Genomic DNA, 15998 nt, shown 5'->3' on the forward strand with positions numbered 1-15998 from the left:
TACGAACGGACCTGGATTCGGGTGGTGCTGCCTGGACGATTGACACAGGTCAGAGCCTCTGTGGTGGTTCCATGCGGACGTATCCGGTTGTCTCGCAACATACTTGTGAGCGAGCGGTCAACGGTTCGATCCCGTTGGGAGGCTCCACTGCTCCGATCCCGCTGCTGGGGTCGGAGTTTTTGTCTGTGGTGGCCGGTGCGGACGGCTCGCGCGCACATACGCCCCTCGTGGGAATTCACGGTGCCTGTAGGAGGTGCGAATTCCGACGAGGGGAGTGGATTGCCGGCTACGCCGACCGTTTCGGTCAGGGCGTACGCGTGGCGGCCAGTCGATGCTGAACGATGGCGACCACAGCCACGACCGCAACTCCGACGGCGAAGAGGCCCGCGGCGGCGGGCCATTCGTTGCCGACAGCCAGCAGTTCTCTGTTCTCGCCCTGCCACGGCCACAGTGCACGCAACGACCCCAACAGCAGGCCGGCAGCGGCGACCATCGCCAGGTCGTGGTAGTTCGCCAGCAACCGTTCGAGCACTCGAACGAAGCTGACCAACCCCACCAGAGCACCTAGGGCGAACACGGCCAGGTACGTCAGGTTCCGCTCGTCGACGGCCGTGAGCGTCGGCGCATACAGGCCGATGACCAGCAGAAAGAACGAGCCAGATACACCTGGCAGCACGAGCGCACATATTGCGATCGTCGCGGCGAAGAACACCAGAATCAACGACGGATTCGACGCCTCGACCCCGGGTAGCGACGTGAGAACGACGACCGCGACAGCGAGAACGACGAACAGAACCACGGCGGACAGTCGGGACCTGATGGTGGGGAAAGCTCCACGACTGATCTCCATGAACGGGATCGCCACCGACATCGCGATCATGCCCATGAACAGTGCCTTCGAGTAGACGGGCTGATCCGTGACGAAATCCGCCATGATCCCCGCCACCGAGAACACCATCAACAGCATGCCGACGCCGACCGTGACGAGCAGCCACCAATCGACCTGGCGGACCTCGGCACGCACGTCGGACCGCGTGAGCACGGCCTTGGGGATGTCCGTCAGATGCTTCGCCGACGCGATAGCCCTGGTGTAGATCCCGGTGACCAGGGCGACCGTGCCGCCGGAGACCCCGGGAACCGTTTCCGCCAGACCGATCAGACCGCCGCGAACGACGTTGGCCGCCAATTCCGTCGCCGGCGGCCGCCCCCTGACAACGTCATCGAGTCCGGGTCGATCCTGCTCCTTGTCACCATGTTCGGAGGGCGTCTGCCGGTTCGTCGTCATGCCCGAATCGTCCCAAACGCCGCAATGCCGCTCGACACCGGCTCGACAAGCTCGGGTGTGATCGCACCCGCTTGCGAGCGTTCGACGGTTCGATCCGCCCTCCCCATACCGCCGTCACGAATCAGCTCCCCGTTCTTGTGAACCCGACGCCGATCGGAGTCGGGTATCCGAAACGGAGGAGCCGATCCGAGGTCGTCGGTCGCAGAGACGGCCTCCGCGAACATCGGCGTGGATCCGAGTATTCAGCGGACGATCAGCTCGTGCCAGAACCGATCACGTCCAGTCCAGTCGAGAGCGGTTGTCCCAGTACATCTCTGGCGATTCTGCAAGATCCGGATCGCTCGCTGCGATCAGTTCGCGGTCGATCGACAGAGCAGCGACATTCTGCTCGAGTTGTGCCGCTGTGGCCGCGCCGGAGAGCACGACATCGGCCCAGGGTTGGGCGAGTGCACGTGCCAGCGCCAGTGCGTCGCGGCCGATTCCGGCGGAGTCCGCGACGCGGGCGAGTGCAGAATCTTCGGCCACCAGTCGGCCGTTGGCCATGGCCTCTTTGACGACGACGAACCAGCCGGCTTCGTGTGCTCGTGCCAACGCCGGGCCGACGGACGGCTCGAGGGGGTTCCACGTCGACTGCACCGAGCTGAACACCCCGATCTCCAGCGCTGCATGCACCACGTCGGCTTGATGTGGCCCGCTGGTGCTGATGCCGATTCGGGTACCACTCTCGGCTAGGGCACGTAGGTCGTCGAGCAGGGCAGTGTCGCTCAGGGCTGGACTGTCCGGGGTGACGCTGTGGATCAGGTAGTGGTCCGGTGCACCGCCGAGGTCGCGCAGAGTCTGCGGCCACTGCTCGGCCAAGCGGGCAACCGAGTGCTCTTTCACTTCGTGCACCTCGGCACCCCGCTGGAAATCGGCGACGTACGCGTATCCCCATTTGGAGCCGATCACCAGCTCGTCTCGCCGAGAAGGGTGTCGCGACAACCAGCTGCCGAGGAAGCGCTCGGCAAAGCCGTAGGAGCGCGCGACGTCGAAGTGTCTGATTCCGCTGTCCCATGCGGCGTCGAGTACTGCGTGGCACAGCTGCTCGAGGGCTGCCGGATCGAATCGCCCGTCGACGGCATCGGAGTGCCCGACCGTCAGGTACTCGGGGCGTCCGAGGGCGGCAAGGCCGAGACCGAGTTGGGTCATGTCGTCAGTACTTTCGTTGTGCCGTGGCGGAAACAACCACCATATCTGCGATCGGACCGTGCTCGCGTGATCGATACCAGATGTTGCGAGGCAGGATCATCGAGCTGAGACTGTGAACTCGGGGCGCACTCGGTGTGCGCCTGCAGTACGGCCACGAAGGAGAGAGCTGTTGACCGATTTTTCAGGTAAGCCATTGATCGGCGAGATTCGGCTTGCACGAGCTCGAGCCGGATTGAGTTGGGCCGCTGTGGCCGAGGCCATCGACATGCCGGTGGCATGGACGGTGTCGGCACTCTACGGACAGCATCCCCTCAGCCTCGCCCAGGCCGACCTCCTTGCCGAAAAACTGGGCATGCCCGACGGTTCGTTGTTCGAGCTGACCCTGGCCCCCTATCGCGGGTCGCTCGGCATCTCCTCGGACCCCACGGTCTACCGATTCCACGAGGCGCTGCAGGTGTACGGCCCTGCGCTCAAAGAACTGATCGCCGAGGAGTTCGGCGACGGCATCATGAGTGCCATCAACTTCACGATGAACATCGAACGACGCCCGCACGAGGACGGAGATCGTGTCGTGGTGACGTTCGACGGGAAGTTCCTCGACTATCGATGGACCGAGTAGGCCGAAATCGACAGTCAGGGGGACGATTCGGAAGATGGGCCGACCAGTGCGCGTCGCATCCATTCGTACACTCTCTCGTCGTTGAGGAGGGTGAAGTGGTGTGCGCTGTTGATCGCCAGACCGTCGTCCGGACGAAGTCCTATGTCACGCAGCTTGTTCCGCCCTCCGGCGCTGTCCGTACGGACCAGGCCGTCGCCCACGAAGATTCCGATCGGGTGTCGCGGGTTTCCTGTGATGACGGCGGACGCGTGATGATGCCGCACCCCCTCCGGAACCGAGATGTCCGCGGCCGCTCCGACGTCGAATCCGTCGGCGTAGCTGGCATGTCCCTCGTCCTCGGTGATCGATCCGTGAATCAGGTCGCGGACTCCGGCGCTTCGACGCGCCAACAGGTTCGCGAACGGACGGGTCTCGGGCGCTATTGCCAGCGCTGCCGTGGCGACGTGAACGCCGCGCGCAAGCGGCGCACCCAGATGTGGTGTCCCCAGGGTGAATACGTCCGTCAACAGCTCCACCCATCGGCGGCCGCTCTCCGCAGCGTGGTGTGCGGCGCTGCGCGAGACCAGCCCGCCCATGGAATGACCGACCAGGGTGATGCGGTGAACCCTGACGGGCCAGGCCAGCACGAGCTGTTCCAACAGGTCCGACAGGTCGGCACCGTTGGTGGCAATTCGACGACCGGTGTTGTAGCGCAGAAAGATCGAGGTCGTTCCGGATTCTGAGTCCAGGCGCTCCCCGTACGTGGGTCGCCCACCGAGCCGCCATGCCGATTCGGTCTCCACGAGCCCGTGCAGGAACACCACGAGGTGCGCTCCCGCGTCGGGAAACGCCGTGGCCAGGGCGCGGTACTTGGTAACTACCGGGCGTCCGTCGACACGTATCGACATCGGGTAGGCGAGGACCCGGGAACTGCGCTCCATGTCGTCGCCGATGAGACCGTGCAGGACGGCGATGGTCTGAGCGCCGCGGGTGGTGTGCGACGGTGACGGCCGCGCATCGTCCTCGGTGACCTCGTCGCCGGTCACGTCGGAACTGCCGGTCAGTGCACCGACTGCTGTGGCTGCGCCGGTGCAGGCGGCTGTGATGGTCGCGTAGGTTCCGGCGGCGATCGCGTCGTGCATCAGCTGCGTCGGCACGGCGGCCGGCCCGACGCCGAGTTTCACGGCGGCAAATGTGCGTCGTGCAATGGCCGAGTGAACTGCGCGAACACCACCCGTGGCCGATGCCAGCTCGCGAAGCGCGATTTCTGCGAGTTCACCCAACTCCTGTGTGCGCTGAGTTCTCTTCCCCACTCGATTCAGTGTACGTGTGTCCACTGGATCCGTCAGGGCTGCGATGGTTGCGGTTGTCCCACGTCACCGTCGCTCGAAATACTCGTGGACCTGGCGTACCGACATCGCTCCTTCACCGACTGCGGATGCGACTCGCTTCACCGATCCGCTGCGGACGTCGCCCGCGGCGAACAGGCCGGGTCGGCTCGTTTCGAGCGTCCCGCACAGCGCTGCTCCGATCTGTAGGGCGCCGTCTCCACGAGCGAGAGCTGCGTCCGTACCGGTGACGACGAACCCGTGTTCGTCGAGTGCGATGGCGTCGGCAAGCCACCCCGTGTAAGGCGTCGCTCCGATGAACACGAACAGGGCGTGCGCTCTGATCGTGGCCTGTTCGCCCGTGCGGTTGTTCTCGACCACGACTTCGTCGAGGTACTTCTTGCCGCGGACCTCGCGAACCTCGGTGTGGCGGTGCACGGTCACGTGCGGGTGGTGCTCGATCTGGTCGACCAGGTAACGGGACATGCTCTTTCCGAGATCGTCATTGCGGATGAGCAAGTGGACGTCCGAAACATGTTCGGCGAGAAACACTGTCGCCTGGCCTGCGGAGTTACCGCCGCCGACGATGGCCACCGGGTCGGTCCCGCACATGCGGGCTTCCTGATGAGTGGCGGCGTAGTACACACTCGTGCCTTCCAGTTCCGCGATACCGGGAACGGTCAACTTGCGGTAGCGCGCACCGGTGGCGAGCACGATGGACCGGCCGCGAACCGTGCCGCCGTCAGAGAGCCGGAGCACGTGGTACCCGGCTTCGGACGTCAATCCGGTCACCTCTGCCGAGACCAGGATGCGGGCACCGAACTTGTCGGCCTGGATCACAGCCCGCTCGGCCAATTCGGATCCGGAGATTCCGGCCGGGAATCCCAGATAGTTCTCGATTCGGGAGGAGGTGCTGGCCTGTCCCCCTGCGGCGATCGTCTCCAGTGTCACCGTGTTCAACCCGTCCGACGCTCCGTATACGGATGCGGCCAGTCCGGCCGGTCCTGCACCCACGACGACGAGATCGAACACGTCCTGGGCAGCGTTCGGCACGGAAAGTCCGACGATGCGGGCGAGCTCTGTGTTCGTCGGATTGCGCAGTACCTTCTCGCCGTGCCAGATGACGACGGGAACGTCCTCGGGGGCGATGTCCAGGCTGCGCAACAGCTGCTCCGCCCGCTCGTCCCGCTCCAGATCGATCCATTTGTGAGGCAATCGATTTCGCATTGCGAATTCTCGAAGCCGCAACGTGTCCGGTGAATAGCAGGACCCGATGATCCGGAACCCCGAGCCGAGCCCGATCAGCAGGTGTCGACGCAGCAGGTAAGCCCGCAGGATCAGATCGCTCAGCACTGGATCGTGGGCAACCAGTTCGCGCACCCGTTCGGCGGGAGTGACGAGCAGCTCGCCGTCTTCGATCGCTTCGGCGGTGTAGAACGCCACCTGACCTTCGAGCAGTCCGAGCTCAACCAAGAAGCGGCCGGGTCCGTGCACGCGAAGTATTCGACGTTCACCGTCCCGGTCACCCTCGTCGAGAACGGCGACCTTGCCGGACAGAACGACGAAGAAGTCATTGCTGGGCGCACCCTCGCGTATCAGCACTTCTCCGGTACGAACCGATCGACGTGTGCCACCGACCTCGAGCACTGCGACCTGATCGTCCGTCAGCCGCGGGAACGCGCCGTGCTCGTCCGTGGTCTCGTCGACGACCGCTGGTCCGGCGTCCTCAGACGAAATTTCGGTCGACATAACACCACCTCCAATCTTCTCCGGGTTCCATCGACCGAACGATCGGATGACCGACGACATGTGCGTGCGCGCTCGCGTGTCTGCCCGGCGAGGAGTCGCAACACCCGACGTGCCCGCATGTCAGGCACAGCCTCAGGTGCACCCACGGGGTGCCGAGACGCAGGCATTCTTCGCAGCCCTGCGGAGTTCTGGGCACCACGGACCGGATTGCATCGACGTGCGGGTCCACTGGCACGAACGTCATGATGTCGCCTCCTTGCCTGCATTCTCCGAAAGCGCTCGATCGAGCCATGCGCGTAGCTGGGGTACCGGGGCTGCACCGGCCTGCCGAGCGAGGACCTCACCTCGATCCATCACCAGCAGGGTCGGCACGGCCCTGACGGTGAATCGTTCGGACGTCAGGGGTGCGGCATCCACGTCGACCTTGACCAGCTTGATCCGGCCCGCGCGTTCTCCGGCGAGCTGTTCGAGCGCCGGGCTGACCATGCGGCACGGTCCGCACCAGGTCGCCCAGAGATCGACGAGTACGGGCACCGAGGGGTGTTCGGCGATCTCCGCGAAGTCCTCGTCCCGTGCTGCGGCGATCCACGGCAGCGGCTCGTGGCAGTTCCCGCACCGGGGTGTCCCGCCCGCTGCGGCAGGCACCCTGTTGACCTTGCCGCAGTGCGCGCACTTCACCTTGTCCGATTCCATGGCGACATCTCCTCTCAGGCCGCCGCGACGGCGGGTTCCGCATACGCGACGACGAGTTCTCCGTCGACCACCGTGACGGTGATGGTGCCGCCTGGTTCGATGTCCCCTCGCAGTAACGCGCGACCGATCTTGGTCTCGACCTCGTGGGCGATGTACCGACGCAATGGCCGTGCACCGTAGACCGGGTCGAATCCGCGTTCGGCGACGAGCCTGCGCGCGTCCGGGGTGATGTCCAGATCGATCCTGCGCTCCGACAACCGGTTTCGAAGATCGGTGAGCTGCAACCCGACGATGTGCTCGATCTGGGGCAGGGTGAGTGGGGTGAACAGCACGATGTCGTCGACCCGGTTGAGGAACTCGGGACGGAAATGCCCACGCAGTTCCGCGAGAACCCGCTCGCGGGCGTTCGGCTCGATCTCGCCGTCGGGTGTGACTCCTTCGAGGAGATGCTGGGAACCGATGTTGGAGGTCATGATGATCACCGTGTTCCTGAAATCGACCTGCCTGCCTTGTGAATCGGTGATCCGGCCGTCGTCGAGCACCTGTAGCAGGGTATTGAACACATCTGCGTGCGCCTTCTCGATCTCGTCGAAAAGCACAACCGAGTACGGCTTTCGGCGCACCGCCTCGGTGAGCTGTCCGCCCTCGTCGTACCCCACGTATCCGGGAGGTGCCCCGATGAGCCGGCTCACCGTGTGCCGCTCCTGGTACTCGCTCATGTCCAGGCGCACCATGTTGTCTTCGCTGTCGAAGAGAGCGCCGGCCAATGTTTTTGCGAGCTCGGTCTTTCCCACGCCCGTCGGGCCCAGAAAGATGAACGACCCGATCGGCCGGCGTGGATCACGGATGCCGGACCTCGCCCGGATCACCGCGTCCGCGACCAGCTGCACCGCCTCGTCCTGACCCACGACCCTCTCGTGCAGAATCTCGTCGAGCTGCAACAACTTCTGTCGCTCGCCTTCCTGCAGCCGAGCGACCGGGATCGAAGTCCACGCAGCCACGATTTCGGCGATCTCGTCCTCGGTGACCACTTCGCGCAACAACGGGCTCCGGCCTTGTCTGGTGACCAGCTGCTCCTCTGCCGACTCGAGCCTGCGTTCGAGCTCGACGATCTCGCCGTAGCGCAACTCGGCGGCCCGATTGAGGTCGTAGGCGCGCTCCGCCTCCTCGGCCTCGTGGCGCAAGCGCTCGAGCTCACTCCGTAGCTCTTGCACCCGGCGGATCGCCTGTCGCTCCGCCTCCCACTGAGCGTGCCGGGCATCGGCCTCGGCCCGCAGATCGGCCAGCTCCTTGCGCAGCTCGTCGAGACGTGCCTTGCTCGCTCCGTCGGTCTCCTTGGACAGCGCGGCATCTTCGATCTCGAGCCGGGTCACCTTCCGGGTGAGTTCGTCGAGTTCGGCCGGCATCGAATCGATTTCGGTGCGTAACCGAGCGCACGCCTCGTCGACCAGATCGATGGCCTTGTCCGGGAGAAAGCGGTCGGTGATGTAGCGGTGCGAGAGGGTGACGGCAGCGACGAGAGCGCCGTCCTGAATCTTCACGCCGTGAAACACCTCGAGGCGTTCGCGGAGTCCGCGCAGGATCGAGATGGCATCCTCGGCGCTCGGCTCGTCGACGAGGACGGTCTGGAACCGTCGCTCCAGTGCCGCATCGGATTCGATGTGCTTGCGATACTCGTCGAGCGTGGTGGCACCGATCATGTGCAGCTCGCCTCGGGCGAGCATCGGCTTGAGCATGTTGCCGGCGTCGAGAGACCCCTCACCGCCCACTGATCCCGCACCGACCACGGTATGCAACTCGTCGACGAACAACAGAATCCGCCCGTCGGCTGCCTTCACCTCGGCCAGCACCGCCTGCAGACGCTCCTCGAATTCCCCGCGGTACTTCGCGCCGGCCACCAGGGAACCCATGTCGAGTGAGAAGATCGTTCTGTCGCGCAGGCCTTCCGGAACGTCGCCGCGGACGATCCGCTGGGCAAGGCCCTCGACGATCGCGGTCTTCCCGACGCCGGGGTCGCCGATCAGAACCGGATTGTTCTTGGTCTTGCGGCTCAGGATCTGCGTGACCCTGCGGATTTCGGCGTCTCGTCCGATCACCGGATCGAGTTTGCCCGCCCGCCCCTCGGCGACCAGATCGCGTCCGTACTTCTCCAGCGCGTCGTACGCACCTTCCGGGCTGGCCGAGGTGACGCGTTGATTGCCGCGCACCTTCGTCAGCGCTGTGAGGAAGGAGTCCCTGGTGATTCCGTGACGGGCGAGTACTCGCCCTGCCGCAGTGGCCGAACCCTCTTCGGCGAGGCCCATCAGGAGATGCTCCACCGACACGTAGGAATCCTTGAGCCGCTTCGCCTCTCGATCGGCGGCGTCGAGGAGCACGGACAAGCGTCGGGTGATCGTCACCTGACCGGTCCCGGCACCGGGGCCGCTGACCTTGGGCCTTCGCGAGAGTTCACGTTCCAGATCGGATTGCAGGGCATCGACCTCGGCACCGGCCTGCTCGAGCAATCGGGGCACCAAGCCATCCTGCTGACCGACCAAGGCGAGCAGTAGGTGCTCTCCGTCGACCTCGGTGTGACCCATTCTGGTCGCAAGGCTCTGGGCCTCCTGCAGTGCTTCGCGCGACTTCTCGGTCAGGTTGCTGATGTCCATGTGGTTGTCCTCCTTCTGCGGGAAGATGCTTCGAGTGTCTCGATTCGTTCCAGCAGGTCGAGCACGAGCCCGATTGCCGAGTAGTTCAGGCCGAGACCGGTCCGCAGTCGTCGAATGCGGGCTGCATGGGCCACTTCGGTTGATGCGAAGAACATTTCGCCACCTACGACGCGATCGGCGTCGAGCAGACCGAGGACCACGAGCTTCCGTGCAAGTTCCGGATGCAGCCCCGTACGTTCGGCGAAGGCGTCGGTCGACAATTCGGTGCGTCGAACCAGTACGTACCGGACCACCGGGTTCGGGTCGCTCATGTCTTTGTCCTCGGATCGAAGTTCGATTCTGCGGCCAACTGCTCGAACAGTGCGCGTTCGCGTGCTGTCGGTTTCGACGGCACCATCACCTTGATCTCGGCGTACAGGTTGCCGTTGGTGCCACGTGGATTCGGCATTCCTTCGCCGCGCAGTCGCAGCTTCCTTCCAGTCGACGAGCCCGGAGCCACTTTCACTTTCGCCTCGCCACCCGGGGTGGGAACGGCGACGGTCGCCCCGAGGACCGCCTCCCATGGCGATACCGGGAGGTCGACGTGAATGTCTCGGCCCTGTACTCGGAACCGGGAATGTGGCTCGATCCGCACCACGAGGTACAGATCCCCCGGCGGCGCGCCGCCGTTGCTCCGTCCGCCTTGTCCGGCCAACCGAATTCGCTGGCCGTCCACGACCCCGGCCGGAATGTCGACGTCGTACTGCCGTCCGTCCAGTCCGAGCGTGCGTGTGCCGCCCCGGTACGCCTCCTCGACCGTCAAGGCCAGTTCCGCTTCCTGATCGGCACCGGGAATCGGCCCGTACCCGCCACCGCCGCCGAACATCTGCCCGAAGAGGTCGTCGAGATCGACACCACCGTCGCCACCGGGACCGAAGTGCACGCGTCTGCTCCCGCGGTCGTATCCTCCGCCACTGTTCCCGCCACCGCGGTATCCACCCGAGTGGGTGCGGGTCCGTTCGTCGTAATCCTCGGGGACACGCCGAAAGTCGGCACCGAACCGGTCGTAGCGTTTCCGAGTGTCCGGGTCGGACAACACCTGGTAGGCCTCGTTCATCTCCTTGAACGTGTCTTCCGCTGCGGGGTCCTTGTTCACGTCGGGGTGATACTTGCGAGCCAGCTTGCGGTAGGCCTGCTGGATCTCGTCGGTGCTCGCACCCCGCGGGACTCCGAGCGATTCGTAGTGGTCACGCGCCATCGGTGCTCACCCCTCGGGGCGGCTGACGACCACCGACGCCGGCCGCAGTTGCCGTCCGTCCTCTCCGTAACCCGGACGGACGACGTCGATCACGGTCCCGGACGGAAGGTCGGGCCGGACCACCACGCTGACCACTTCGTGCAATTGCGGGGAGAACGGAACTCCGACCTCGTCGTGACGCTCGAAACCGAACCGTGACAGCACCTGCACCGCCTGATCGCGGATCGCCTTGACGCCGTCGACAACGGTCTGCGAATCGCTGTCCGCATGTGCCAACGCAAGTTCCAGATTGTCCAGTACCGGCAGCCACGCCGCGGACACCTTCGTCACCTCCGCGGCCCGTTCTCGCTCCAGGTCCTTGGCATACCGCTTGCGCAGGTTGTCCAGATCGGCAAGGGCTCTGCGCCAGCGGTCGTCGAGTCGAGCCTCCTCGGCACTCGTGGCGGCGTGATCCGGTACCGTCTCGGTTCGATCGCCTTCCGTGACGTCGGCCGCTGGTTCGGGTGTCGAATGATCTGCAGCCCTTTCCATCTCGTGCCTCAGCTTCGATCGAATTCGGCGTCGATCACGTCGTCGTCATCGGTCGAGGCCGCGTCCGCGCCACCGACCTGACGTCCGTCACCGCCGTCCTGTACCGGCACGAGCCCGTAGAGGAGCTGTTGGAGCTCGGAGGCGAGTGGTTGTACATCTGCAGGCGAAGCGCCGTCCTTCACTGCCTTTCTGGCATCGGCGATCAGCATCTCGGCCCGTGCCCTGTCGTGCGGTGGCGCGCTGTCACCGAGTTCGGCGAGTCGCCGTTCCACCTGATACGCAACGGAATCGAGTTCGTTGCGCGCGTCGACAGCTTTGCGCAGCGCCTCGTCATCGCCCCGATTCCGTTCGGCCTCGGCCAGCATGCGTTCGACCTCGCTCGGGTCCAGATTGCTCTGCTCACTGATCGTGATGCTCTGTTCCTTGCCGGTGTCCTTGTCCCTGGCCGTGACATTGAGGATGCCGTTGGCGTCGATATCGAACGTGACCTCGACCTGGGCGTCGCCGCGCGGTGCGGGCCGGATGTCTTCCAGACGGAAACGTCCGAGCGAACGGTTGTCGGCGGCCCGCTCGCGTTCGCCCTGCAGCACAACGACATCCACGGCGGACTGCTCGTCCTCCGCGGTGGAGAACACTTCGCTGCGGCGGGCCGGGATGGTCGTGTTGCGCTCGATGATCTTGGTCATCACCCCGCCCTGTGTCTCGACGCCGAGAGACAGCGGGGTGACGTCGAGCAGCAGCACGTCGGAGACCTCGCCCTTGAGCACGCCGGCTTGAACCGCCGCGCCGAGAGCCACGACTTCGTCCGGATTGACGCCCATGTGGGGGTCCTTGCCGCCGGTGAGCCGCCGAACCAGGGCTTGCACCGCCGGGATGCGCGTCGAACCACCGACCAGAATCACTTCGTCTATGTCGTTGGCGGTGACCTTGGCATCACTCATTGCCTGTTTCACCGGGTCGAGGCAGCGCTCCACGAGATCCGCCGTCAGATCCTCGAACTTCGATCGCATGACGGTGGTCGTGAGGTGCTTGGGACCGTCCGAATCGGCGGTGACGAACGGCAGGTTGACCTGGGCCTGGGTCACCGAGGACAACTCGACCTTGGCCTTCTCTGCGGCCTCGAAAAGGCGCTGCAACGCCTGTGCGTCCTTGCGCAGATCGATGTTCTCCACCTGCTGGAAGTCGTCGGCGAGGTAGTCCACCAGGCGTCGATCGAAGTCGTCCCCGCCCAGGTGAGAGTCGCCGGCCGTCGACCGAACCTCGACGACGCCCTCGCCGACGTCGAGCAAGCTCACATCGAAGGTGCCGCCGCCGAGGTCGAAGACCAGTACGGTTTCGTGGACCTGCTTGTCCATGCCGTACGCCAGCGCCGCAGCGGTCGGCTCGTTGATGATCCGCAGGACTTCGAGGCCCGCGATACGGCCGGCGTCCTTGGTGGCGTTGCGCTGCGCGTCGTTGAAGTACGCAGGAACTGTGATGACCGCTTCCTTGACCTTCTCGCCGAGAAACTTGCTCGCGTCGTCGACGAGCTTGCGCAGTACGAGGGCACTGATCTCCTCCGGCGCATACTTCTTGCCCCGCACATCGATTCGGGCCTCGCCGTTGTCACCGGCCACGATGTCGAAGCTGACCGCTCTTGCCTCATCGGAGATCTCGTCGTAGTGGCGTCCGATGAAGCGTTTCGCCGAGTAGATCGTGCCCTTCGGATTCAAGATCGCCTGCCGTCGGGCAAGCTGACCCACCAGCCGTTCTCCGCTCTCGGTGAAGGCCACCACCGACGGCGTCGTCCGCGCTCCCTCGATATTGGAGATCACCACCGGCTCGCCGCCTTGCCAGCTGGCGATGACGGAGTTGGTGGTGCCCAGGTCTATACCCACAGCAGTCGCCATGACTCGTTCCTTTCGATCGGTCCGGCCGGTGAGCATGTGGACAGCGGCGTCCGTTACCCCGACATCGGCGAAGACTTCGTAGTGAGGTGGTTGTACTGGTTGGTACGAGTCGAGATCGGCACGCCTGTTGGGAAATGCAGGTCGAGAAGGTGGCCGACGCACCCGCAGTGAAAAATGATGGGATGAGAACGAATGCGGCTGGTAGACAGCATTATTCACCGTACAACGGAGGTCGACCGCCTGAATCCCTGGTCGCGACTGTCGACGTCGGCCAGTGTCGGTCGTTCGATATTCTGTATCCGTGCAACAGATCGTGATGTTCGAGCCGATACGCGGTGTGGGCAGTTCGAAGCAGCACACTGAACTGACCGGTAACCCAAAATGTTGGCACATCAACATGTTTCGCGACGTGACCGAAATTCGGCCGGCGCTGCACCTGGCGTGCTTATTCCCTCTACCGGTCGAGTCTCCTCTCTCGGCTGCGAGATTACCAGGGGTAAAACCAAATTCGATCGCGCGCGGACTGCAGGCCCTTCCCTTTGCCGGTCCGAGGTGTGATGCTTGGCCGTGTCCACCACTTCGAACAGGAGAATCGTCATGGTCACCAAGGCACTGCTGGTCCGACTCGAAGCCAAGCCCGGCAAGGAAGATGCAGTCGAGGAGTTTCTCCGGTCGGCCCAACCGCTCGTCGAACAGGAGCCCGGCACCCGACCCTGGTTGGCGGTACGGTTCGGCCCATCGACGTTCGGCATCGTCGATGCTTTCCCGGACGACGCCGCCCGTGAAACGCATCTCAACGGACCGGTCGGCCAGGCTCTCGGCGAACGGGCGGACGAACTCTTCGCCTCGCCGCCTGAAATAAGCTACCTCGATGTACTCGCCGAGAAACTTTGACGGTTCCTCCGTCTGCGATGCAGCCCACCTCATTCGGAAGGGAGCGGTCGCATCGGTGCCGGTAGTGCCAGGGTCTGTTGCGCCACTACGGCAGCGTCGACCGATCCCATCGCATGGGGTCTCGGGCGAGCAGTCCGGTTCAGTCTCGGCGGCCGACCACCGGGTTCAGTTCGGAGGCCGCGAGGCCGCCGGGCTCGACACCGGGGAGGAACTCGCGCCACGTGCCACTGATCAGTGTCGGCGATTCCACGACCCGAGCCCCGTCGGCGAAATAGGTGGTGGCCAGTGCTCGGCGCGGCTGTGTCGTCCGATTCGGCCCGGCGGTGTGGAAGCACAGCGCGGAGTGGAACGACACGTCGCCCACTTCGAATGGCTCCGATGCCACCGCGACGCTGCGCTCGACGAAGCGCTGGGCGACGGCCTCGTCGTACGACGTGCCGACCTTGTCGAACTCCAGGTCTTCGACCTCGTCGAGCACGTCTGCTCCGCGCGCGAACGACAGCGGACCCATTCGGCCGGGGATGGCCGACATCGGCATCCACGCAGTGACCGCCTGGACGGTCTGCAGTGGGAAATGCTCCGCGTCGTGATGCCAGGGCGTGCGTCCACAGCCGGGCTCCTTGGACAGCGCGTTGTCGTGGTAGAGCCGCACGGCCGGTTCGTCCAGCAAGGCCGCGGCCAGGCCGCCGATCCGGGGCGAGAGTGCCACGGCACGCATCAGGTCGTCGTGGAGCCACATCTGCTCCAGTGCGGTGAACCGACCGGCAACGTTCTCGCCGTGCTCGGCGCGCAGTAGCTCCTCGAGGCGCTCGGCGAGGCGTCGTACCACGGCAGGGGAGAACACGGCGGGCAGCCGAACGAAGGCCTCCCGGGCGAAGGACCCGACCGCGGCCGGGTCGAGGTCGTACGGCTCGGCAAGCTCACGCTCGACCTGCTCGTCGGACGCTGCGTCGACGTCCGGCAGGCCCGGCCCGTCGACCAACTCGGCGGGCACCTGGTCGTTGGCAGCCAGAGTGACGTACCAATCCCACCAGTCCTGATCGTCGCCTGCCCAGTCCTGGTCGATACCGCCATCGCGATTCTGCTGGGGGAGCCGTTCGTTCGTCGGAGCCGCAGGTTCGTTCAGAGCCACAGCAGGGCCGCCTCGTGCGAGAAGGTGTAGGAACCCGACTCGTCGCGACAGGAGGCGAGGTAGTCGCCCAGCACCGGTGCAGCCTCCATCTCCTCCAGCGACACGGAGTCGTCGAAGGCGCAGCGCTGCAGAAAGCCCTCGGCGACAACACGATCGGATGTCCCGGTGGTGTACGTGACGCGCTGGTCGCGCACATCCGCGCCGGCTCGGATCAGCGCGTCGCGCACCTGCTCGGCCGTCGTGTACGGGGTCGCGTCACGCACGCCTGCCCGGAAGGCGTCGTAGAACGCCAGGTAGTGGGAGCTCGCCGTGGCCTGCGCGACCAAACCGAGGCCGCCGGGGGCCAATGCAGCCACGAATCGTTCGGCTGCGGCATCCAATTCTGTGGGCGGAAGGGCGTACAGCGCGTGGGTGGCCCACACGATGTCGTACCCGGTCCGATCCGCCGGCAGGTCCTGCAGGGTCATCACCAGGTCGTCTCGAGGCACGAACGGTGTGCCGAGGGCTCCGCGAGCCTCGGCCACCGAGAAGGCAGACGGGTCGAGCAGGTCGTAGGCCAGCTCGGGCACCGTCCACAGATCGGTGTAGCGGCGTAGAGCGGTGGGGAACTTGCCGCTGCCGCAGGCCACGTCGAGCAGCGACCAGCCGTCGCGGCTGTGCTCGGCGAGCAGGGCGGGCCAGTCGGCGGCCAGTGCCAGTTGGTGGTAGTCCTCCGTGGCCAGGGCGTAGAAGGCCTCCATGCCCGTGCGGCCGGCCTCGCTCCAGTGCTCGAGACTGCGCTCGGCCGTGTCTCCGTTGCTCATGGCACTCCTCTCGGGAAGCCAAC

The 15998-nt window shown here is 65.1% G+C and carries 15 protein-coding genes; 2 read left to right on the top strand and 13 right to left on the bottom strand.

The genetic code is table 11. The features are described 5' to 3' along the window. Positions 1-304 precede the first annotated feature (304 nt). Together CH306_RS28405 and CH306_RS28415 are read right to left on the bottom strand one after the other, a co-directional pair. Positions 305-1285, bottom strand: coding sequence for a DUF368 domain-containing protein (locus CH306_RS28405; RefSeq protein ID WP_094648497.1), 981 nt, complete (start codon positions 1283-1285; stop codon positions 305-307). A gap of 273 nt (positions 1286-1558) precedes the next feature. Then, on the bottom strand, positions 1559-2473 hold the full coding sequence (locus CH306_RS28415; protein WP_094648495.1) for an aldo/keto reductase: 915 nt from the start codon (positions 2471-2473) through the stop codon (positions 1559-1561). 169 nt (positions 2474-2642) lie between these two features. Here CH306_RS28415 and cynS point away from each other — a divergent pair, with 169 nt between their 5' ends. Further along, positions 2643-3092 (top strand): cyanase, encoded by a 450-nt coding sequence (cynS, locus tag CH306_RS28420; protein ID WP_094648494.1) that lies wholly within the window; start codon positions 2643-2645, stop codon positions 3090-3092. 14 nt (positions 3093-3106) lie between these two features. Here the strand turns inward: cynS and CH306_RS28425 are convergent, their stop codons facing one another. The 9 genes from CH306_RS28425 to dnaK form a co-directional block, all read right to left on the bottom strand. Continuing rightward, positions 3107-4384: an esterase/lipase family protein gene (locus CH306_RS28425; RefSeq protein WP_143545431.1), complete on the bottom strand. Its 1278-nt coding sequence runs from the start codon at positions 4382-4384 to the stop codon at positions 3107-3109. A gap of 63 nt (positions 4385-4447) precedes the next feature. After that, the gene (locus CH306_RS28430) at positions 4448-6148 is read right to left on the bottom strand and encodes an FAD-dependent oxidoreductase (protein WP_094648492.1); all 1701 of its coding nucleotides are present in this window, start codon (positions 6146-6148) and stop codon (positions 4448-4450) included. Beyond that, positions 6126-6392 (bottom strand): ubiquitin carboxyl-terminal hydrolase 14, encoded by a 267-nt coding sequence (locus CH306_RS28435; RefSeq protein ID WP_082898839.1) that lies wholly within the window; start codon positions 6390-6392, stop codon positions 6126-6128. The genes CH306_RS28430 and CH306_RS28435 overlap by 23 nt, the downstream gene beginning before the upstream one ends. After that, entirely contained in the window at positions 6389-6841 is a 453-nt protein-coding gene (gene trxA, locus CH306_RS28440) for a thioredoxin (protein ID WP_094648491.1), read from the bottom strand. Before trxA ends, CH306_RS28435 begins: the two co-directional genes overlap by 4 nt. A gap of 14 nt (positions 6842-6855) precedes the next feature. After that, on the bottom strand, positions 6856-9489 hold the full coding sequence (clpB, locus tag CH306_RS28445; RefSeq protein ID WP_094648490.1) for an ATP-dependent chaperone ClpB: 2634 nt from the start codon (positions 9487-9489) through the stop codon (positions 6856-6858). Continuing rightward, entirely contained in the window at positions 9471-9800 is a 330-nt protein-coding gene (locus CH306_RS28450; protein ID WP_094648489.1) for a chaperone modulator CbpM, read from the bottom strand. Before CH306_RS28450 ends, clpB begins: the two co-directional genes overlap by 19 nt. Continuing rightward, positions 9797-10726 (bottom strand): DnaJ C-terminal domain-containing protein, encoded by a 930-nt coding sequence (locus tag CH306_RS28455; protein ID WP_068055997.1) that lies wholly within the window; start codon positions 10724-10726, stop codon positions 9797-9799. Before CH306_RS28455 ends, CH306_RS28450 begins: the two co-directional genes overlap by 4 nt. A gap of 6 nt (positions 10727-10732) precedes the next feature. Beyond that, positions 10733-11257, bottom strand: a complete 525-nt coding sequence (locus CH306_RS28460; RefSeq protein ID WP_032396037.1) for a nucleotide exchange factor GrpE — start codon at positions 11255-11257, stop codon at positions 10733-10735. A gap of 8 nt (positions 11258-11265) precedes the next feature. Beyond that, a complete protein-coding gene (dnaK, locus tag CH306_RS28465; RefSeq protein WP_032396347.1) occupies positions 11266-13146 on the bottom strand; it encodes a molecular chaperone DnaK in 1881 nt (626 codons plus the stop codon). Positions 13147-13743: 597 nt separating this feature from the next. Between dnaK and CH306_RS28470 the strand changes: the two genes are divergently transcribed. Continuing rightward, a complete protein-coding gene (locus tag CH306_RS28470) occupies positions 13744-14040 on the top strand; it encodes a putative quinol monooxygenase (protein ID WP_032376247.1) in 297 nt (98 codons plus the stop codon). A gap of 139 nt (positions 14041-14179) precedes the next feature. Here the strand turns inward: CH306_RS28470 and CH306_RS28475 are convergent, their stop codons facing one another. Together CH306_RS28475 and CH306_RS28480 are read right to left on the bottom strand one after the other, a co-directional pair. Beyond that, positions 14180-15172 (bottom strand): phytanoyl-CoA dioxygenase family protein, encoded by a 993-nt coding sequence (locus CH306_RS28475; RefSeq protein WP_094648488.1) that lies wholly within the window; start codon positions 15170-15172, stop codon positions 14180-14182. Beyond that, positions 15163-15975, bottom strand: a complete 813-nt coding sequence (locus tag CH306_RS28480; protein WP_179281807.1) for a class I SAM-dependent methyltransferase — start codon at positions 15973-15975, stop codon at positions 15163-15165. The genes CH306_RS28475 and CH306_RS28480 overlap by 10 nt, the downstream gene beginning before the upstream one ends. Positions 15976-15998 lie beyond the last annotated feature (23 nt).

It is taken from the genome of Rhodococcus sp. 15-725-2-2b, from assembly GCF_002259075.1.
In the GTDB taxonomy this organism is placed as follows: domain Bacteria; phylum Actinomycetota; class Actinomycetes; order Mycobacteriales; family Mycobacteriaceae; genus Rhodococcoides.

What these genes read in the sequence shown, in the direction of transcription:
- CH306_RS28405 (WP_094648497.1), bottom strand. Translation starts at nt 1,285, where the DNA reads ATGACGACGAACCGGCAGACGCCCTCCGAACATGGTGACAAGGAGCAG.
- CH306_RS28415 (WP_094648495.1), bottom strand. Translation starts at nt 2,473, where the DNA reads ATGACCCAACTCGGTCTCGGCCTTGCCGCCCTCGGACGCCCCGAGTAC.
- CH306_RS28430 (WP_094648492.1), bottom strand. Translation starts at nt 6,148, where the DNA reads ATGTCGACCGAAATTTCGTCTGAGGACGCCGGACCAGCGGTCGTCGAC.
- CH306_RS28435 (WP_082898839.1), bottom strand. Translation starts at nt 6,392, where the DNA reads ATGACGTTCGTGCCAGTGGACCCGCACGTCGATGCAATCCGGTCCGTG.
- trxA (WP_094648491.1), bottom strand. Translation starts at nt 6,841, where the DNA reads ATGGAATCGGACAAGGTGAAGTGCGCGCACTGCGGCAAGGTCAACAGG.
- clpB (WP_094648490.1), bottom strand. Translation starts at nt 9,489, where the DNA reads ATGGACATCAGCAACCTGACCGAGAAGTCGCGCGAAGCACTGCAGGAG.
- CH306_RS28450 (WP_094648489.1), bottom strand. Translation starts at nt 9,800, where the DNA reads ATGAGCGACCCGAACCCGGTGGTCCGGTACGTACTGGTTCGACGCACC.
- CH306_RS28455 (WP_068055997.1), bottom strand. Translation starts at nt 10,726, where the DNA reads ATGGCGCGTGACCACTACGAATCGCTCGGAGTCCCGCGGGGTGCGAGC.
- CH306_RS28460 (WP_032396037.1), bottom strand. Translation starts at nt 11,257, where the DNA reads ATGGAAAGGGCTGCAGATCATTCGACACCCGAACCAGCGGCCGACGTC.
- dnaK (WP_032396347.1), bottom strand. Translation starts at nt 13,146, where the DNA reads ATGGCGACTGCTGTGGGTATAGACCTGGGCACCACCAACTCCGTCATC.
- CH306_RS28470 (WP_032376247.1), top strand. Translation starts at nt 13,744, where the DNA reads ATGGTCACCAAGGCACTGCTGGTCCGACTCGAAGCCAAGCCCGGCAAG.
- CH306_RS28480 (WP_179281807.1), bottom strand. Translation starts at nt 15,975, where the DNA reads ATGAGCAACGGAGACACGGCCGAGCGCAGTCTCGAGCACTGGAGCGAG.